The following is a 19,845-nucleotide window of genomic DNA, read 5'->3' as shown; positions in this document are numbered from 1 at the left end:
TTTATTAAGATTAGGAATTTAAAGACTTTTAAATCCTTAAGCCTTAATATCTATACTTTTTGGTGCAGAATTTAAAGAAAGGACTTTATTAAATTCTCCTACATCATCATCACTAAATTTCATACCAAAAAGAAGTTCTAATTCTTTACTTGTGTTAAATTTACCTTCTAATAGTTTTTTTACAAGCTCATTCATTTTACTATCATCTTTGTAAGTTTCTTTGTTTTTACTTTCTGCTTGCATAGGTTTAAAAGGCTTTTCTTTGTTTTCTTCTGAATTTTTTTGCGATGAATTAATATTTCTAAAATCGACTAAATATTTTTGTTGAAGCTCAAGATATTTTGTTTTAAATTCGTCTATATTTTTACTTGTATGAAAAACTTTAATATAAGCTTCATCATAACTCACCCCATCAACTTCCATCCAATGGGGTGATTTTGTATTTTCATCTATCCATTTAAATAAGCTTTTAACCTCAGATTCTGAAAATTCATTTTTCCTAAGTTTATCTTCTATTGATCCTTCGACCAATTCTACTTTATCGCTTAGTTTCACATAATCCTTATACATATTTATAAAACTATTACCAAGTTTTTCTCTTGCTTCTTTTGTAAGCTCAGGATTTCCATTTTCGATACTTTCATCTCTAATTTTAGTAAGTGTCTGTAGAGGATTATTTCCAAAATATCTATTAAAAGAACTTAAAGTAATCATCTTGCATACCACCCTCCAAGAGCAGACTCCATTTGCCCTTTGTATTTGTTTGCCATTTCTTTAATAATCATATTATTATTTAACATAGGGCTAGAATTAAATTTATACATTTGCTGATTTTGTGTATCATATGCTCCAACTCCATAAGTGAAAAGAACATAAGGTTTTCCTAAATCAGAAACTTTTACTTGTCTTTTAACTGTATATACAGGAAGGATAGAGAGAGAATTTTGTGTTACTTGTAAAAATGCTGTAAATCTATTTTTACTAGGATTTGAGCAAGATGTTTGATCTATACCACAAAGCCCTTGTGGAGCGTTTGCATTGCCTTGAAGGTAGTTTGCCATATATTGTAATTCTCCTTCAGTGTATTTTGCTATGGCATATAGTTCATCTGCTGGATTCCATTGAGTTCCATTATGTAAGAACACAACTTGATACCCACCCTTAACTTGTTTCATCTCATCTAAATTAAGAGCTTTAACCCCTTGAGAATTATCACTTAAAGCACCATTACTAACTTTAGCTAAAAAATCCCCAGCAAAAGCAGAACTAGCTAACAAAGAACCTAAAATCAATGAACTTGCTAATTTTTTAAGCATAATTTCTCCTTATTTAATTATTTTACTCTTTATTTGAATAATATCACAAATTATATATTAAAATCAAATTTTTTATTTGGAACATTCATTGCTTTTAAAAAAATTTGAAAATATTTAGAAAGGCAACAATGAAAAAGATTTGTTTAGCATTTATGGTTTTAGTTAATTGTGTTTTTGCTAGTGATGAACTAAATATAGACAGTTTATTTAAAAAGCAAATAGGCTTAAGAAGCATTACAAGCTTTTCTTTGCTTAGCACAGGAAATGCAAACTCGTATTCTCTTTATCCTAATATAACAATAGGCGGAGATCCTACAATTTGGAATGATACAAAGCAAGTGTTTTTAACTCAAACTTTCATTTATACCATAACACCTAAGTTTGACATACTTATTTCAGGGGGCGGAAGTTATGCAAGACAAGAATATACAAACTTTTTTACAAATGAGTATTCTAGTAAAAACAGAATAGGTTTTGATAATTTATGGCTAGGTTTTATTTATACAGGCGATAGCATTGCAGATTTAATTCCACAAATTACCTTTCAAACTGCAGTCGTTCAAAGAGAAAAAGCAATCAATCAAACCAAAAACTTTTATCTAAAATCACAAAGCTTACAAGCTAGTTTAAGGGGATATAGCGATCCTGTGGTTTATAGTATTTATACAGGATTTGGTTATAATCAATCAAGAAAATTTAAAACCCTTAAAATAGAGTATGGAAATAGTATTTATGTGGGTGGGGATTTATCTATTATTCTAAGTCCTAAAATTACTTTAGATTTAGGAGCAGAGCAAAGATTTCAAACCGAGCAAAAAATTAATGGTTATCAAAATTCTGAAGTGCGTTCTATTCCAACTTTAAGTTTAGGTTCTACTTATAGCATTAATTCAGATACCGCAGTTTCTGTTAATGCTAGTTTTGGAGGAAGCTCTGCTTCTCCTGATAGTATATTTGGGATAAGCTTATGGAAAAAATTCTAAAAATTTTATTATTTTTACTCATTCTTGCTTTGAGTGCAAAAGCCGAATGGGTAGTTAAGTCTTATCAAGAAATTAAAAACGAAAGAGTAATAAGACAAACTTATGAGCAATCTTGTGGGGCTTCATCTTTAGCAACTTTACTTAATATACTTGATGATCAAAAAAAGTTTGATGAACTTGAACTTTTAAAGATTATGAGCGGACAAGAACTTTATACGGATATGGTAAGCTTTGCAGATTTAAGCGATGCAGTTAAAAAACTGGGCTTTCAAAGCAATTCATATCAAATCAATAGAGAAAACTTGGATAAACTTGTAAATATTCCAATGCTTGTAAAAATTGAAGATGATCCACGCTTTCCACATTTTGTTATAATTATCAATCATAAAGGAAATTATTTGCAAATACTTGATCCAAGCCATGGAGAATATATAAGTTCTAAAAGTCAATTTTTTAGTATTTGGGATAGATATAATAAAGGTGGTTATGCTTTAATTGTTGCTCCTAAAAAAGAGCTAAAACCTTTTAAGTTAAATACTCCAAAATCTTTACATTTTGATTTCAGCCCTTTTAGTTTGTTTTAGTTTTAATTCGTTTATATTTATTATTCTTAATTTGTAGGCTAAAACTTTTTATCTTAGTTGTTCTAATCTTTCTTTTTTAGAACCAATTTCTGTAATTTGAACGCCGAAGTTACCATCGACAATTACTACCTCGCCATAAGCAATTCTTTTATCTCCGATTAAAATTTCAAGCGGATCGTTTGCAAGTTGATTAAGCTCCACAACTGAGCCTATATCCATAGTTAAAACATCTTTTAAAAGCATTTTTTTATTGCCTATACGCACACGAACAGGCAAACGCACATCCATGATAAGATTGATATTTTTAAGCTCTTCGCTAAGCATTATCGCTTTTTCTTCAGCGTTGTGATTAGAATCAGTGCTTGTATTTCCTGTTTCAGCAGGTTTTCCACTTAGAATGTTGTGAAGTGTTTGATCCATGGCTAAAGAAACTTGTTCTTCTAAATCGCCTATTTTTACATCATATAAAAATAATTTTTTAAAATCTTTAAAATCTACGCTTTCAGGCACAAATTCACAAGATTCTATACTAAAATCCATTTTTGGAATGTCTTTTTGAGCTCCTAAAGTTGTAGAAAATGCTGAAATGATATTTTGGATGGCTTCTTTAGCTGCATCCATTTCATCAGGACCTAGTTTATCGTTTTTGGTGATCTCTTCTTCACCCATCATCCATTCACCAATAGCACTCATTAAAACAGCACCGGCTAAAATTCCTATTTTTCCACCATTTGCTATATCAAATATAGCATACACTAAAGGTGCTTTTAAAGTATCACTTGCATTGACATCAAATTCTTTATATTCGCTAAATTCAGCACTTTTTCCTGTTAAACCTTCAATGGTGCTGATGCATTCATTTGTAAACATTTTTAAAAAATCATTGATCATATTTCTTCATCCTCCTCTTCAGGCTCATCATAAACACTAGCTTTAGCTTTACGTTCTTCTTCGTATTTTTCCAAAATTTCTTTGATTTCATCTTTATCTGTGCGTATGAGTTCTAAAATTTTAATAGATTTTCTAAAACGATGCAATCCAATTTGTGCTAAGAAAACATCTTTTTTATCGATGCTTACTATAGCTTTATCATCTGCTTCTCTATCAAGCCTTAAAATATCACCTTGTTTAAGTTCTAAAAATTCATGAACATTAATTAAGGTTTTTCCTAAAATTGCCTCATATACCACTTCAGCACGACCGATTAAAGTTTTAAGTTCTTTGTTACGTGATTTTTTGGCTGAGGTTTCACCCATCATAATATCGCGGTTTGCTAAACGGCTTAATATACTTTCTAAATGTACTACAGGATAGCAGATATTTACCATACCGCTTGAATTTCCTATGATGATTTCCATTACCACCATGATAACAATCTCATTTTGAGATACGATTTGCACAACATTTGGACTTGATTCTTTAGCTTCAATACTAGGATAAATTTCAGTTACAGTAGCCCAGCTTTCTTTAAGTCTTTGCATAATGATACGCAAAATAGAATCAAGCAAATTAAGCTCAATATCCGTAAGCTCACGCGAAGCTTCATAGCTATCACCTTGACCACCTAAAAGCCTGTCTATCATAGGAAAAGCTATGCTTGGATTGATTTCTAAAACACAGTTTCCATCTAAAGGTTTGATAGAAAAAACGTTAAAACTTGTTGGGCTTGGCAAAGACATTAAAAACTCTCCATAAGTCATTTGATCGACTGAATGAAGTTTAGTTTCAACAATACTTCTCATCATCGATGAAATTTGAGAGGCTAAATTTCTTGCTAATTTATCATGTATGCCTTTGATTGTCCTAAGTTGTTCTTTTGAAACTCTGTTGGGACGCTTAAAATCATATACAACGATATTTCTTTCATCTTTTTCATCTTTTGAATTTGAGGCTATGGGTGTGTCGGTGTTATCATCGACAACTTCAAGCAGGGCATCAATTTCTTCTTGGGAAAGTATCTCAGCCATTACACTAGCCTTTCTCTAAGTTTTTTAAGGAGTTTTTTGTGAATTTGTGAAATTCTGCTTTCACTGATTTGTAAAATTTCACTGATTTCTTTTAGGCTTAATTCTTCATAATAATAAAGCTGAATAATTAACTGATCGCGCTCTTTAAGATCATCTAGCACTTTGTGAATTTTTTCTAAAAGTTCTTCTTTTTCAATTTTTTCTAAAGTATTGTCTTCGTTATAAAGTTCGATTTGCTCATCGATGGGCAGGGTATAGCTAATAGCATGAGCTGTTCTTACCTCTTTGATTTTTTCTACATCTAAATCAAGTTTTTTGGCTAGATACTCATCATCAGGTTCGCATTCATTCTCAAGGAAATATTCATCCATGATTGCATCAATATCTTTAATAATTTTACGATTATTTCGACTCATAACATCAAGACTTCTAAGATAATCAAGCATAGAGCCATTAACTCTTTTTCTTGCAAAACCCCAGAAGTTATCATTTTGTTCTTTATCGTAACGGCGTGAAAGCTTTATCATTTCTTCAACGCCTATGCTAATAAGATCATTAACATCTATGCTTGAAGGCAAGCGTTCTTTTAGTCTAAAAGCCATAGCACGTAGGGCTGGCATGTAAGAAAGCACAAGCTCATCTTGCTCTTTCTTTAGCATTTGTGCATAAGCTTTAGGCGGCTCTTTTAGCATTTCTTCGTCTTTCTTTGGATTCATTTTTCTTTAGCTCTTCTCTTTCTTCATTGAGCTTTTCTAAAATTATATCCATTTTCTTTTCACGAATAACTAAATCGTTGATAATATTATTGCTAGTTTTTTCATAATCGTGTTTATTAAAGATTCTACCGCTAATTTTCTTTACATCTATAAAATTCATAATGGCAATATGAACAAAAACATAAAACATAAAAGTAATAAAACAAGTAAAAATCAGTATATCAAAGGCTTCATCTATACTAATAATGCTAAATGCAAGTCCTATAAAAAATCCACAAACAGTAAAAAATGCTACGTAATTTTCTGGCCTCATAATCTCTTCTCTTTATTGCTAAAATCTTTCAATAATTTTTCTAAAAAAACTTGAAAAACTACGATTTGAAACATTATCAAGCACTTTCCGTTCCAATCTATATAAAAGCTTGGAAGCTAGGGCTTTAAGCTCATCACTTGAGGCTGTGTTTTCATCGCTAAATAAAGTTCTTTTTTTAATACTACCACTTACATCTTTAGAAGCGCTTAAATGACCTAAGAATTCTAAATTTAAAGGATTTTTAATGTTTGCATCTGCAACTTTTTTAATATTTTCAAACACTTTTAAAGCTTCATTTTCGTTTTTTACAACATTAAAGAGCATTAGTAAATTTTCTTTTGTCTTAGAAGTTGTTTTTATGGTTGCATACGCATCAGTGATTGCTGCAGGATCAGGAACAGTTACTACTATAACTTCATCAGCCATTTCTAAAAAATTTAAAATATTTCCACCAATACCCGCGCCTGTGTCGATAATAAGAAAATCAAGCTCATCTAAAATACTTGCTTGATTTAAAAATCTCTCGTAAATATTTTTATCATTATATTTTAAAATCTCATCTCCACTTTCGCCTGGGATGAGCCATAAATTTGGCTTAACTTCTATTAAAATATCTTCCAAGGAGCATTCTCCACGTAAAACATGCAAGAGATTTTTTTGTATGCGTACATTTAAAATGACATCCAAATTTGCCAAGCCAATATCAGCATCAAAAAGCCCAACTTTATAGCCATTATTTGCTAAAACATTGGCTAGATTTGCGCTAATCGTACTTTTTCCAACGCCACCTTTTCCACTTGTAATAGCTATAAAATGAGTGTTTTGGGATTTTTTGGTTCCATTTTGACTCATGAGATTGCGAAGTTTATTTGCTTGGTTATTCATTATTTTTTCCTTTATTAAACCCTTCTAAAATACAATGAACTAGAAAATCACTATTGGCTACTTCTAAATCATCTGGCACTTCTTGTCCTGTAGAGAAAAAGCTTAGAGGAATATTCGTTTCATAAATAAGAGAGAAGATATTTCCAAAAACCTTTGTTTCATCAAATTTAGTAATAATCAAAGTATCAATATTTAAGAATGAAAAATTTTTATAAATTTCCATTAAATCTTCATGTTTGGTGTTTGCAGAAACCACTAAATTTACATCAATTTCTGCATTTGAGTGCATTAAAAATTCTTTAGTTTTAGAAAGTTTACTTTGATCGTATTGTGAATTTCCTATAGTATCAACCAAAATTACTTCGCAATTATTTAAGCTTTTTATCGCTTCATCTAAATCCTTTGGTTCTATGCTATCAATAATAGGAAGTTTCATCATTTTTGCATACTGAAAAAGTTGCTCAACCGCACCGATTCTATAAGTATCAAGCGTAATAATACCTGTTTTATAACGCTTATCTCCATAAGCATAGCGAAAAGCTAACTTAGCTAAGGTTGTTGTTTTTCCGACTCCTGTTGGGCCTACTAGCATCATGATTTTTTGTTTTTTTATATCGCTTTCAACACGACAAGGCAAGATATTTCTTAAAAGTGAGTGAAAATATCTTTGAACCGCATCTTTGTTGGTTTTCATAGCAGCTGGCATATTTTCTATAGTTGCCTTCATAATCGCTTCTAGATGATTTTCAAGCATTCCACTTTCTTTGGCTTGTTTATAAATACTTGCAAATTCAGGAGGTATCATAAGATTTTTTCTAGCTTCGGCTTTATCGTCCCACATCATATCTGCAAGAAGATCTATTTTATCGTTAAGCTTGTTGATTTGTTTTTCAAATTGCTTTTCAAAATTTTCTATTTTTTTATTATAATTTAGATTAGGGGTGTAATTTTCTAAAGGTGTGTTTGTGACTTTAGAAATTTCATTACTAACTTCACTTAGCTTTTCTTTAAAATCATCAAAGTCTAGAGTCTTATTTTGATGAGGGTTGATTTTGTTTTGTAGAAAATCTTGATAGGTTTTTTTAGTTAAGTCATTGTTTTTTACAGTGTTTAAATTTCTATTTAAGCGAGTATTTGAGAAATCCAAGACTACATCTTCATCTTCTTGAGGGATTTGAGATCTAATTTTTTCTTCTGCAAGAGAGGTAGAAGATGGTTTTGGCGAGCTTTTTTTTGCAGGTAAAGATTTCCCTTGTTTTTTTAAGTGTTCTTCATAGTCGCTTTCTTCTATGGCTACCATAACCTCATAAAGTGCATTGCGATTTAAGGTTTTAGGACGAATTTGTTTATTTGTTATAATTAAAGCTTTATCTCCGTAATCTTCTTTTACTTTGGGTATAATTTGTTCTGTATCTTCAACAGTAAAAGTATGTATAAGTTGTCCCATATTATATTCCTTATATCATGCCTAAAGGCAAAATTACACTCACTCTTTCTTTAGCCCCTTTATGAGGCACCTCACACCACTTATCACGCTTGACTTTTTGTGAAAAGTATAAAAGATCTAAATCAAGCGTTCTAGGAGCGTTTTTGAAAGTTCTCTTGCGTTTAAATTTTACTTCATAATAAAGTAAAACTTTCAAAAGTGCTCGTGCGTGCAAATTAGTTTGTATCAACATAACAGCATTGGTAAAATCTTTTTGCTCTTTAAAACCAAAGGCTTCATTTATCAACATAGGAGATGTGGATAAAATTTTAAATCTTTTATCATCCATCATTACTCGAAAAAGCATATCAAATCTTTTTTTTTCAGGTTCTATATTGCTTCCTAAGCCTATAAGGGCTAAATATTTAAAAGATCGTATATTTTGACTAAAAAAAGGAAAAAAACGACTTTTTTCAAAGTGTTTTACTCCTTGAATTTTTAGCATTATTATTTATTTGTTTGTTGTGCTTGTTGCATTGCGTGCAAATTTTTTATTTGTTCACAAATTTGAATTACACCCATTAAAGCCAAGTGATAGCCAAAAGGACCAAAACCAACAATAGTTCCAGAGCATACAGGCGCTATAAGACTTTTTTGGCGAAATTCTTCTCTGCGATAAACATTGCTAATATGCACTTCAATTGTAGGCAAAGCTACCGCTGCAATAGCATCTCGAATAGCTATTGAAGTATGAGTATAGCCTGCTGCATTGATAATAATTCCATCAACTGTTCCAAGGCATTCTTGAATTTTGTCTACGATTTCACCTTCAAAATTACTTTGGAAAAAGTCAAGTTCTACATTGCTTTGAGTGGCAGCTATTTTCATTTGCTCATGAATTTGCTCCATTTTCATAGCACCATAAATTCCCACTTCTCTTACGCCAAGCATATTAACATTTGGGCCTTGGATAATCATTATTTTCATGGATTTAACCTTAAAAATTTATTTTTAACCTTATATTATAACATTTTAAAAATAAATTTTTGCTACAATGTAATTTTTGAAAGGAAAATCGTGTTTATAGCTGCTGCAAGATATCTTTTTTTATGTGATGAAGATTTTACGATACTAGAAAATCAAGCCTTTGTTTTTGAAGATAAAATTTTAGAATTAGGTAAATTGGATAATTTAAGAAAAAAATATCCTAAGGCTAAAATCATCAAAACACCTAAAAATTCGGTTATTTTACCTACTTTTATAAATCCTCACACACACTTAGAATTTAGTGCAAATTCAACAACTTTACATTTTGGAGAATTTTTAATTTGGCTTAAAAGTGTTATAAATTCTCGTTCCATGTTAAATGCGCAGGCCAAAGAAGAATTAATACTTCAAAGCATTAAAAAAATGCAAAAAAGCGGTATAGGCACCATAGGTGAAATTTCAAGTTTTGGGAGTGATTTAGATCCTTGTTTAAAGGCTAGTCAAAAGGGGATGCGTGTAGTATTTTTTAATGAAATTCTAGGCACAAATGAAAATCAATTTGAAGATAAAAAACAAGAATTTTTAAAAAGATTTGAAAATTCTTTGAAATTTAAAAATGATTTTTTTATCCCAGCAATTTCGATTCATTCTCCTTATTCAACTCATCCTAGTTTGGCTCATTTTGCTCTTGATTTAGCTAAAAAGCAAAATTTACTAGTTAGTACGCATTTTTTAGAAAGCAAGGCTGAAAATATCTGGCTTAGAGAGTCTAAAGGGGGTTTTAAAAAATGGCTTGAAAATTTTACACTTCACCCTAAGCCTCTTTATACAGCAAAGGATTTTGCTAAACTCTTTAAAGGAGTAAGGACTCTTTTTACACATTGTGTTTATCTAAAAGAATATGAATGGTTAGATAAGAATTTACATTCTATTACACATTGTGCATTTTCAAATCGCCTTTTAAGTCAAAAAAGCTTAGATTTAAAAACGGCTTTAAAAAGTGGATTAAATATCCATTTAGGAACCGATGGACTTAGCTCAAATATTTCATTGTCCTTACTTGATGAAATGCGCGCGAATTTACTTATACATAAGAATTTTGATTTATTAGAGTTAGCATCTAAGCTTTTGCAAATGGTAACACTTTATCCTGCAAGGGCTTTAAATTTAAATTTAGGAGAGCTTAAAAAAGGTAAAATTGCTGATTTTAGCGTATTTGAGCTAGGAGAATGTGATAAAAAGCAAGCTCCTTTGCAGTTTATTTTAAATGCTAAGGAAGTAAATAAATTATTTATAAAAGGAAAAGAATGCAGATTTTAAAATCATTTTTTAAGGCTTTAGGATGCGGTATAAAATTTATCAATACTTATTTTAAAACCTTTGTTTTATTGTTGATTGTTATATGGATTTTAATGCCTAGTGCAAATTCAAGCTCCAATCTTGCAAATTTAGAACGTATTGATTTAAAGGGTGAAATTTTTGATAGCTCTGCGGTTTTAGAAAAAATTATCAATACTAAAAATGATAGCAATATCAAAGGAGTGCTTTTTGTTATAGACTCTCCTGGTGGAGCTTTTGCTCCTAGTATGGAACTAGCTCTAGCTATAAAGGATTTAAAAATTAAAAAGCCCGTGCTTGTCTATGCAAGCGGAACTATGGCAAGCGGAAGTTATTTAGCAGGAGTTGGAGCCAATAAAATTTTAGCCAATCCGGCAAGTTTTATAGGCTCTATCGGTGTGATTATGCAAGGAGCTGATTTAAGTGGATTGGCTAATAAACTCGGTATTAAAGAACAAACTATTCAAGCAGGTGAATTTAAAAGTGCTGGAACTTTTGCAAGAGCTTGGAATGAGAATGAAAGAAATTTTTTACAGGGTTTAATTGATCAAAGTTATGATCTTTTTACAGGTTTTGTTGCTAAGGAAAGAGCATTAGATCTTAACAAAAAAGACCAATGGGCAAATGCAAGAGTGTTTTTAGCTGCCAAGGCTAAGGAGCTTGGTCTTATAGATGAGCTTAGTAATTATGAAAATGCTAAAAAGGAGCTTGAAAAACTTGCTAATGTTTCAAATCCCGTTTGGAAAGAAGAAAATAAGATTGATAAATTTCTTAACCGCCTAGAAGGACAAGCATCAAACTTGATAAGTAAAAGCTTAATCGAAATCGCTTATAAGACTAATAGCAGTTTTATAAACGCTAGATAAAATATATAAATATTTTTATTTAATTTTTGTAATATTTTTATGCAATAATTATTTATATTTTAGATAAGGAGTAAAATAATGAAAAAAAATATTGTTTTTTTTGAAGTTAAAGGTGGGAGTGATAAAGGTGAAGATGGTTATAGAAAAGATACTATACCTATGGTAAATGCCTTAAAAGCTAAGGGTTGGAATGCTGAGGTGATTTTTTTTGAAGTGAGTAAAAAAGATGAAATTTACAAATATGTGAAAGAAAATTTTGATGGTTATGTTTCTCGCATCAATCCTGGCAATCTTAAAGAAGAAAATGAGTATTTTGATATGTTAAGAAAACTTTGTGCTGATAAGCTTGTAGGTATGCCTCATCCTGATGCTATGATAGGTTATGGTGCTAAAGATGCACTTACAAAATTAGCAGATACTGATCTTGTTCCAAGCGATACTTATGCTTACTATGATATTAAGACTTTTAAAGAAAATTTTCCAAAAAGTTTGGCTAAAGGTGAAAGGGTTTTAAAGCAAAATCGTGGCTCTACAGGAGAGGGAATTTGGCGTGTGAGTGTAGAGGGTAATGTTAGTGGAGATAGTTTGCCTTTAAACACAAAAATCAAGTGTACGGAAGCTAAGGATAATCATGTAGAACATAGAGAGCTTGGGGAATTTATGGATTTTTGTGAGCAATATATCATAGGTGATAATGGTATGCTTGTGGATATGACTTTTTTACCGCGCATTAAAGAAGGTGAAATCAGACTTTTAATGCTTTATAACACTCCTGTAAATGTAGTACATAAAAAACCAGCCGAAGATGCCGATGCTTTTTCTGCTACGCTTTTTAGTGGGGCAAAATATCGTTATGATAAGCCAGAAGATTGGAAAACTTTGGTGGATATGTTTTTAGGCGAGCTTCCTAAGGTAAGGGAAAGATTAGGCAATTACGACTTACCATTGATTTGGACGGCTGATTTTATTTTAGATACTGATGAAAAGGGCAATGATAAATATGTTTTAGGCGAGATTAATTGTTCTTGTGTAGGCTTTACTTCTCATTTAGAGCTTGCTGATGAAGTAGCTTCAAATATTATTAATATTGTAAGTAAAACTAAGGCTTAGTTTTTAAGTTTAATGTCCATTTTATTATTGAAAAATGGACATTCTTTTTCTATTGTTTTTAAGTTTGAGCTATATTCTATTGGGAAAAAAATTTCACAAAATGAGCATTTTGTATCTTTGGTTAGTATAGGATAGGAATAGTCAAATTTATCCAAAATAAAATATTTTATTTTTTATCCATTAAATTTCCTTCTTTGACTAACTTATACTTTATTTATTATTTTAACGCATAAATAGTTAATTAGAAATTTTCTGAATATTTTTTATAAAACTGTATGGCTTCTTTACATTTTTTACATTTAAATTTTACACCCTTAAGTTGAATTTTTGATGAATTCCAAAAGGTACATCATGCATTTGTCCTACGCATTCACATGTATAAAGATAAACTGCATTTTCATCATCTTTTTCTTCTTTGACTTCTTCAAAGCTTACCTCCCCCATCATCTTCAGAAGCTAAAGAAGATCTTCTGTATTGTTCAACTTTCATATCTTCATAGAGTATATGTTCTAAAAGCAATTTTTTAGAAACTGTGTAAAGCTTCTCTTTTAAATCATTAGTGGTTTTTATGTTTTGTATAAGATAAGACATATCATGAATGATATTTTATACATGATTTTGTGTTCATTTAAACAAGGATAATGAATTTATTGCATATAATCTTCTTCGTTGCTAAAATGTTCTTTTATTATAGTTAAAAAGTTTTATTAAAATTTCTTTTAACTCATCTCTTTGAACAAATTTATAAACCATATTTTCTATTTTTGCTGCAAGTTCAAAAAGTTTTTGGTGTTGAATGTCAATCATTGTGTCATGAATACTGTATTTTTCATTCCAAGTTGGAATTAGTTTATCCAAAAGCACCTTCTTTAATTTTTGTATTTAAAATTAATTTCATATATTTGAGTGAAATATTATATTTTATTAAAATATTATTAATTGAAAATTATTTATTTTATTTATATTTGTATAATATAAAAAATATATATAATTAATATTAAAAATTAAGACTTACTGATTCTAGTATAGAATCAGTAAATAATAATATGTGCAATTTGTGGCCCATGAACACCAAAAATAGTGATAAGTTCTATATCTGCTGTTCTTGAAGGCCCTGCTATAAATAAGATATTAGTAGGTAAGATTTCATTTTCTTTTTTTACCAAATTTAAAGCCTCGCTAAGACTTTTAACAACATTTTCTTTTTTAAGTAGCACTATACAAAGTTTAGGTGCAAGGCTTAGCATTCTAGGTTGAGTTTTGCTTGAAGGTACAAGTGCAACTCCGTGAGAGCTTACCCCTGCTCTTGCATGAATGATGGAAAAATCACTATGAAAAACCTCAGATCTTAAATTTTCGATTTCTTTATCAAAGCAAATCTTTTTTTCTGCTTTGATTTGTTCTAAATTTAAATTTAATTCCGCCCCATAAATCATACTTTTAAAGCCATATTTTGTGATAATTTCATTGATTTTTTCTTCTAAGGTATTTTTTGTAGCATTTTCAACGATGTATTTGTTATCATTCATTTTTTGTTTCATTTCTGCAAGCATATCTTGGGTGGTTTGGATATGTTCTACAGGATCTATACTTTCAATGCGTGTGAACGTTGTTTCTTTGTAAGCTTTTTTAAGATGTTCTAAAATACTTGCTTTACTTTTGCTTGAAATTTCATCGATTTTACTCATAGCTTACTCCTTCTAGTTTTTGCACTTCTTTATAAAGATCCATTTTAATTTGAGGTAATTCTTTAAAAGCGTGCCATTTTTTAATCACAGGTAAAACGCTTGCGAAATTTTGTACCGTCCAGTTGAAATAATGTGCTTTTGAAAGTGAAAAACGCCATTTATTGCCATTGGTTGCGATATTTTTAAATTGTTTAAAAGCAAAGGCTTCTAAGGCATTGCGATGAACATTATTTGCTCCTAAAGGTGGATTTTTTCCTTGTCCTATTTTATCACATCTTAATTTGCGAATAAGATCAGCCAAAGGAATTTGCACTGGACAAACTTCAGAACAACGCCCACAAAGTGAACAGAAATTTAAAATATCTCCTGTATGATCTATACCAAAAATATTAGGACTGATTACTTCTCCTATAGGTCCTGGATAAGTGGTTTGATAGGCATGTCCGCCGATTTGATCATAAACAGGGCAAAAATTCATACAAGCCCCACATCGAATACAACGCAAAGCCTCATAATAATCCTCATGAGCTAACATTTTAGAGCGATTGTGATCAAATAAAATCACATGCACTTCTTTAGGACCATCTAAATCCCCATTTTTTCTAGGGCCTGTAATGATATTATTATAAGTTGGTATAAATTGTCCTGTGGCTGAAGGAGTGAGTAAAGAAACCATAGTAGCCGCATCTTCAAAGCTTTCCATGACTTTTTCTATGCCGCAAAGTGCGATATGAATATCAGGTGCTGTAGTGCACATTCTACCGTTTCCTTCATTTTCTATAAGCCAAAAAGCTCCTTCTCTTGACATGGCAAAATTGACCCCACTAAGTCCAAGTTTTAAGCCTTCAAAATCTTTTCTTAAATGCTCTCTAGCTACCGCATTTAAACTTTCAGGTTCATTGTTTTCTAAATTCGCTCCTAATTTTTCTTTGAAAATTTCTCCGATTTCATGGCGGTTTCTATGTATAGCAGGTACAACTATATGTAAAGGAGGCTCTTCATTAAGCTGTAAAATAAGCTCTCCAAGATCGGTTTCTATAGCTTTTAAACCTTTTTTTTCTAGGTAGTGATTTAGGCCTATTTCTTCGCTTGCCATAGATTTACCTTTTAAAAGCTTGGTAATATTTTTTTCTTTCATGATTTCATAGACGATTTCACAGGCATCTTCATCACTACTTGCCCAATGCACTTTAATGCCATTTTTTGTAGCATTTTTTTCAAATTCTAAAAGCCTTTCTTCTAAACTCATTAAGGCATTGTTTTTAGCTTGTTTAGCTTTAGCTCTTAAACCCTGCCAGTCTTTAAATCTAGCATCAATAACATTGAGTCTATTTTTTTGTAAAGTATGCATGGCAGTCATTAAATTTTCTTGCATTTGCTTGTCATTGAGTTTAATTTGAACGATTTGTTCGTGAGGAATTTTTTGACTCATAGTCTTTCTCCTTCTAAGCGTTTAAGTAAAAAGTCATATAAATGTATACCTTTTATATCTAAACCCATTCTTTTCATTGTGCCATCTATGTTTAAAAGACAACCTCCATCGCCACTGATGAGATATTTTGCACCGCTATTTTGTATATCTTTGATTTTACTTCTTACCATAGCATTTGAAATTTCAGGCTCTTTTATTGAAAAGGTTCCTCCAAAACCACAGCATTCTTCCTCGTATTGAAGTTCTACTAAGTCTACATTTTTTAGTTTTTTGATAAGATTTTTACTCGCTTGTATGCTTTTTTGCACTCTTAAAGCATGGCAATTAGAATGCCAAGTTACTTTTATAGGTGCACCTTTATCTTCATAGTCTACTTTTAAAACTTCATCAAGGTATTGTGAAAGTTCTATGACTCTAGAGCTAAAATCTTTGACTTTAGAAAATTCAGGTCTGTTTTTAAAAAGTTCTTGATAGTCATGACTCATCATGCCCGCACAAGAACCACTTGGTACAACGATGGGATAATCTTTATCAAATAAATCTATATTATATAAAGCAATCTCACGACTTTCATTGAAATAACCCGAGTTAAAAGAAGGTTGAGCGCAACAGGTTTGATTTTTTTTAAAAATCACTTCAATACCTTCACGCCTTAAAAGTTTTATTGCATTTAAAACGCTTTGTTGCATAGCAGCACTTCCTAAGCATGTGGCGTAAAAATACACCTTTTTCATGATCTCTCCTTTTGGGATAATTTAGGATAAATATTCTAATCCTATAAAAATAAAAGCAAAGTAAATTTTCCAACAAATATTCTAAAAACGAATATTTGTTGAAGCAAAACTTAAATTTTTTAATTATTTCACTATAACTTCAGGGATGATTCCTTGTAAGAAAAAAGCTATAATGTAAGTCCAAATTCCTATTAAAATAATAAAAGCTACAGAATATTTTAATGTGAATTTGAAAAGATCAGATTCTTTTCCTACAAGCCCAACTGCTGCGCAAGCTATAGCAATGCTTTGTGGACTGATCATCTTTCCAACGACCCCACCTACTGAATTAGCTGCTAAAAATAAAGCTTCACTAACACCTAGTTTTTGAGCACTTACTTGTTGCAAGGTTCCAAAAAGTAAATTAGCACTTGTATCAGAGCCTGTTAAAAATACCCCTATCCAGCCAATGATTGGTGAAAAGAAAGAAAAAGCATCACCTGTATGTGCAAAAGCAAGTCCTAAAGTAGTGCTCATACCACTATTTTTAGAAATAAAAGCAAAAGCCACAACTAAACCTATGGTGATACAAGGTATAGCCATTTCTTTTAAAGTAGTCCAAAAGCATTCTGCTGCATCTTCAGCTTTGATTTTTAAAATAGCTATACTTAAAAAAGCTGCAAGCAAAATCGCTGTTCCTGCTTGAGCTACGGTTTTTCCATTGATTAAATCTATACCTAAAGCCAAAGATAAAGGCTTAGTTTCTCCTATGCCTGTGATAGAAGGGCTTAAAATTCCAGTTGTGATATTGCTAAATTGTAAAGTAATGCTTGTATAGCTTAAAATTCCATCCTTATCAAAGAGAGCTTTAAACCAAGGTTGTGTCCAAATGATAATACAAACAATGAGTAAAATAAAAGGCGACCAAGCTTTTAAAATTTGATTAAAGCTTAGAGTGTTATCTTGAGTGAAATTGCTTTCATTATCAAATCTAAAAATATTTTTTGGTTTCCAAAATTTTAAAAATACAGTTGTAACCGCTAAAGAAACTACAGCTGAGATAATATCAGGTAATTCTGCTCCTAAGTGATTTGAGCTTAAAAATTGAGTAGTTGTAAAACTTAGTGCCGCAACTAAAATAGCTGGAAAAGTTTCTTTGACGCCTTTAAATCCATCCATTAAAAAAACTATGAAAAAAGGTATAGTAAGACTTAAAGGAACTAGCATTCTACCTACCATGGCAGAAACTGAATGCTGTTCTATGCCGACAAGATTTGCCATAGCAATAATAGGAATTCCCACCGCACCAAAAGCAACAGGAGCGGTATTTGCGATAAGACAAAGCCCTGCAGCTTGCAAAGGACGCAAACCAAGTCCTACTAAAAGTGCAGCGGTTATAGCCACGGGGCCACCAAAACCTATAGCACCCTCTAAAAATGAACCAAAACAAAAACCTATTAAAATCACTTGAATTCTATGATCCGGAGTAATGCTCATCACGCTTTTTTTAATGATTTCAAAAGAACCCGACTTGATGGAAAGTTTGTAAAGAAAGATTGCCGCGATGATAATCCAAGCTATAGGCCACATACCATTTGTAAAGCCTTGAATAAAACTTGCACCCACTAAATTCCAAGGCATTTTATAGGCAAATAAAGCTACCAAAGTAGCAAGTATAACAGTTAAAAAACCTGCTTGATAACCTTTAAGTTTTAAAACAACCAAACAAACTAAAAAACATAGTATAGGTAAAAATGCCACTAAAGCACTTAGCCAAATGTTTGAAAAAGGGTCGTAAACTTGTTGCCATGTTAAAATTTGCTCCAATTTTTCCTCCTTGATAATTATTTATGTATAAATTTATTGTAACAAAAAATTAAATTAAAATAAAAAAATTATAGAGTAAAGTAAATTATATTGTGTTGTTATTGATTATTTTGTGTATTTTTGTAATATCATAAATATTAAATAAATATAAAAATAGAACAAGAAAAAATCTTATTCTAAAGGGGTAGAAGCTGTTAAAGGTGGAGTTATAATCATTAGTTCGTTTACTTCATAAAAAATTAGGATCTAAGGTGCAAGGGGCTATTCTAAAGCGTTTTTGTGTAGGAATATTCGGATTAAAAAGTTACCATACATTCATCAGATTCCAAAACTAAAGAACGAATTTGCACAGCTAAAGTTGTTGTTGGCATTCATAGAAAATACAGTTTCTAGTTTACTATCTTTTAGATTATCTTGACAAGATTTTGCTCCAAAGGTTCCATCTTCTAGGATGGCCAAACAAAGATCGCTTTCCTTTGGATTTGTAAATTGCACATAACCAAAAGGAAGTTCATCAGCTAATTTATCTTTTTGTTTTAACTCATTGCTTAAAACAATTTCTTTAATATTCCAATTTTGATCAATAGGATCTTTTGAGATATCTCTAAAGGCACTTAAAAAAATTCCCGTTTCCAAGCTTCCTATAGAAACCATTTCGGTAAAATCTTTCAAATCTCCAGTAGGAGTTGCAAAGGCTAAAGTTATAAACATAAAAAATAAAGCAACAATTTTTTTCATATTAAATGTCCTAAAATTTTCTAAAATTAACTGGAAAATGATCTTAAGCTTGCAAGCATCAAAATCACAGCTAAAAGTGGTGGAGTATAGGCTTGTTGTCTGTTTAAATTTCCTGTAATTGTATAATCAAGAGCCCCTCCGTTTGCTTGAGTTGCACTAGTTGGAAAAACCACTCTAATTTTATTTGCTAATCCTCTATCCACTGTATTTGTTTATAGTAGAAGGATCATGGTTAAAATCCCCTGCTATCATCCAGTTAGCTTGAGGTATATTTACAAAATGTGTATTTACGGGCTGTGATAATTACTCCTACATCTGTTCCTTCATTGGCTAAAGCATAGATATTGAAAAAAGCATCACTTCCATCGCGAATTCCTATAATGGGCCTTGAAACTATAGCTAAATTTACACGATTAGCTCCTACATCAACGCGAGAATAATAAATTAAAAACCCTATCAGGTCTTGAAAGAGTCCTCAAATTCTACTCATATTCATCAATAGGCGTTCCACTTTGTTGCACATGGCGTCCTGTTGGAGTGGCTATTCTTAGTAAAGTTCCTATTTCTTGTATCATTAAGATATCTAAGGGGTTTGCTCCACTTGCAAGTTGTCTTATTGCATTATTGTTGATGCTACTAGTTAAAGGTGGGGTAAATAGGAGTAATAAGTGCTAAATCAGCATTGCTAATTAAACTTGGAATTTCTTGATTAGTAGGAAAAATAGGTTCAAGTCCTAGTTTTAAAGAAAAAGAATTAGTATCTTCAAATTCTCCAAATGAACGCCCCAAAGGATTTACATTTTCAAAATTTAGAAGAACATTCATTAAAGAAAAAAATCATAAAAAAAATAAAAACTTTAATTTTTTGCATTAAAAACCTTGATTATGTATTTAAATTTTTTAAGAAAATAATAACATAATTTTCATTATAATTTTCCGCTTCTTAAAATGTTTT

General features: G+C 31.0%; 20 protein-coding genes and 3 pseudogenes. 5 read left to right on the top strand and 18 right to left on the bottom strand.

Annotated features, from left to right (window positions below):
- Positions 1-36 precede the first annotated feature (36 nt).
- The gene (locus tag AJ888_RS06195) at positions 37-714 is read right to left on the bottom strand and encodes a hypothetical protein (RefSeq protein ID WP_002860898.1); all 678 of its coding nucleotides are present in this window, start codon (positions 712-714) and stop codon (positions 37-39) included.
- A complete protein-coding gene (locus tag AJ888_RS06190) occupies positions 711-1,316 on the bottom strand; it encodes a hypothetical protein (RefSeq protein ID WP_002860899.1) in 606 nt (201 codons plus the stop codon). Before AJ888_RS06190 ends, AJ888_RS06195 begins: the two co-directional genes overlap by 4 nt.
- Before the next feature lie 128 nt (positions 1,317-1,444).
- Here AJ888_RS06190 and AJ888_RS06185 point away from each other — a divergent pair, with 128 nt between their 5' ends.
- Positions 1,445-2,299 carry a hypothetical protein gene (locus AJ888_RS06185; protein WP_002860900.1) on the top strand — a complete coding sequence of 285 codons (855 nt, stop codon included), beginning with the start codon at positions 1,445-1,447 and terminating at the stop codon, positions 2,297-2,299.
- On the top strand, positions 2,284-2,883 hold the full coding sequence (locus tag AJ888_RS06180; RefSeq protein WP_002860901.1) for a C39 family peptidase: 600 nt from the start codon (positions 2,284-2,286) through the stop codon (positions 2,881-2,883). Before AJ888_RS06185 ends, AJ888_RS06180 begins: the two co-directional genes overlap by 16 nt.
- A 48-nt stretch (positions 2,884-2,931) precedes the next feature.
- Here AJ888_RS06180 and fliY read toward each other — a convergent pair whose 3' ends face one another.
- From fliY to aroQ, 8 genes are read right to left on the bottom strand one after another with little or no spacing between them, the layout of a single operon-like run.
- Positions 2,932-3,774, bottom strand: a complete 843-nt coding sequence (gene fliY / locus AJ888_RS06175) for a flagellar motor switch protein FliY (RefSeq protein ID WP_002860902.1) — start codon at positions 3,772-3,774, stop codon at positions 2,932-2,934.
- Complete coding sequence (gene fliM / locus AJ888_RS06170; protein ID WP_002851710.1) at positions 3,771-4,850, bottom strand: flagellar motor switch protein FliM; 1,080 nt, start codon at positions 4,848-4,850, stop codon at positions 3,771-3,773. Before fliM ends, fliY begins: the two co-directional genes overlap by 4 nt.
- Positions 4,850-5,542: an RNA polymerase sigma factor FliA gene (locus AJ888_RS06165; RefSeq protein ID WP_032603269.1), complete on the bottom strand. Its 693-nt coding sequence runs from the start codon at positions 5,540-5,542 to the stop codon at positions 4,850-4,852. The genes fliM and AJ888_RS06165 overlap by 1 nt, the downstream gene beginning before the upstream one ends.
- Complete coding sequence (locus tag AJ888_RS06160; RefSeq protein WP_002854547.1) at positions 5,523-5,879, bottom strand: hypothetical protein; 357 nt, start codon at positions 5,877-5,879, stop codon at positions 5,523-5,525. Before AJ888_RS06160 ends, AJ888_RS06165 begins: the two co-directional genes overlap by 20 nt.
- 18 nt (positions 5,880-5,897) lie before the next feature.
- The gene (flhG, locus tag AJ888_RS06155) at positions 5,898-6,764 is read right to left on the bottom strand and encodes a flagella biosynthesis ATPase FlhG (protein ID WP_002854691.1); all 867 of its coding nucleotides are present in this window, start codon (positions 6,762-6,764) and stop codon (positions 5,898-5,900) included.
- Positions 6,757-8,211 (bottom strand): flagellar biosynthesis protein FlhF, encoded by a 1,455-nt coding sequence (flhF, locus tag AJ888_RS06150; protein ID WP_002860904.1) that lies wholly within the window; start codon positions 8,209-8,211, stop codon positions 6,757-6,759. The genes flhG and flhF overlap by 8 nt, the downstream gene beginning before the upstream one ends.
- 10 nt (positions 8,212-8,221) lie before the next feature.
- Entirely contained in the window at positions 8,222-8,695 is a 474-nt protein-coding gene (folK, locus tag AJ888_RS06145; RefSeq protein WP_002851803.1) for a 2-amino-4-hydroxy-6-hydroxymethyldihydropteridine diphosphokinase, read from the bottom strand.
- A gap of 2 nt (positions 8,696-8,697) precedes the next feature.
- Positions 8,698-9,177 (bottom strand): type II 3-dehydroquinate dehydratase, encoded by a 480-nt coding sequence (aroQ, locus tag AJ888_RS06140; RefSeq protein ID WP_002860905.1) that lies wholly within the window; start codon positions 9,175-9,177, stop codon positions 8,698-8,700.
- Between the two features lie 90 nt (positions 9,178-9,267).
- Here aroQ and AJ888_RS06135 point away from each other — a divergent pair, with 90 nt between their 5' ends.
- From AJ888_RS06135 to AJ888_RS06125, 3 genes are all read left to right on the top strand, one after another.
- Positions 9,268-10,497, top strand: coding sequence for a metal-dependent hydrolase (locus AJ888_RS06135; RefSeq protein ID WP_002860906.1), 1,230 nt, complete (start codon positions 9,268-9,270; stop codon positions 10,495-10,497).
- A complete protein-coding gene (gene sppA / locus AJ888_RS06130) occupies positions 10,485-11,381 on the top strand; it encodes a signal peptide peptidase SppA (RefSeq protein ID WP_002860907.1) in 897 nt (298 codons plus the stop codon). Before AJ888_RS06135 ends, sppA begins: the two co-directional genes overlap by 13 nt.
- Positions 11,382-11,459: 78 nt before the next feature.
- Entirely contained in the window at positions 11,460-12,491 is a 1,032-nt protein-coding gene (locus tag AJ888_RS06125) for a Cj0069 family protein (protein ID WP_002860908.1), read from the top strand.
- Positions 12,492-12,732: 241 nt separating this feature from the next.
- Here AJ888_RS06125 and AJ888_RS09485 read toward each other — a convergent pair.
- The 8 genes and pseudogenes from AJ888_RS09485 to AJ888_RS06080 all read right to left on the bottom strand — a co-directional run bounded on the left by AJ888_RS09485 (position 12,733) and on the right by AJ888_RS06080 (position 19,715).
- Positions 12,733-13,350 (bottom strand): annotated as a pseudogene (locus AJ888_RS09485) (bacteriohemerythrin).
- Between the two features lie 173 nt (positions 13,351-13,523).
- Positions 13,524-14,180, bottom strand: coding sequence for a lactate utilization protein C (locus AJ888_RS06110; protein WP_002860913.1), 657 nt, complete (start codon positions 14,178-14,180; stop codon positions 13,524-13,526).
- Positions 14,173-15,612, bottom strand: coding sequence for a LutB/LldF family L-lactate oxidation iron-sulfur protein (locus AJ888_RS06105; RefSeq protein WP_002860914.1), 1,440 nt, complete (start codon positions 15,610-15,612; stop codon positions 14,173-14,175). The genes AJ888_RS06110 and AJ888_RS06105 overlap by 8 nt, the downstream gene beginning before the upstream one ends.
- Entirely contained in the window at positions 15,609-16,349 is a 741-nt protein-coding gene (locus AJ888_RS06100) for a (Fe-S)-binding protein (protein ID WP_074498180.1), read from the bottom strand. The genes AJ888_RS06105 and AJ888_RS06100 overlap by 4 nt, the downstream gene beginning before the upstream one ends.
- Positions 16,350-16,469: 120 nt before the next feature.
- Positions 16,470-18,152, bottom strand: a complete 1,683-nt coding sequence (locus AJ888_RS06095) for an L-lactate permease (RefSeq protein WP_002860916.1) — start codon at positions 18,150-18,152, stop codon at positions 16,470-16,472.
- A gap of 171 nt (positions 18,153-18,323) precedes the next feature.
- Positions 18,324-18,890 (bottom strand): annotated as a pseudogene (locus AJ888_RS06090) (cytolethal distending toxin subunit A/C).
- Positions 18,891-18,900: 10 nt separating this feature from the next.
- A pseudogene (locus AJ888_RS09220) lies at positions 18,901-19,510 on the bottom strand (cytolethal distending toxin subunit B family protein); the annotation flags it as partial.
- 16 nt (positions 19,511-19,526) lie between these two features.
- A complete protein-coding gene (locus AJ888_RS06080; RefSeq protein WP_002860919.1) occupies positions 19,527-19,715 on the bottom strand; it encodes a hypothetical protein in 189 nt (62 codons plus the stop codon).
- Positions 19,716-19,845: the final 130 nt, after the last annotated feature.

It is taken from the genome of Campylobacter sp. BCW_6467 (genome assembly GCF_001762855.1).
Taxonomy (GTDB): domain Bacteria; phylum Campylobacterota; class Campylobacteria; order Campylobacterales; family Campylobacteraceae; genus Campylobacter_D; species Campylobacter_D jejuni.
This window is presented reverse-complemented; position numbering and strand designations above follow the sequence as displayed.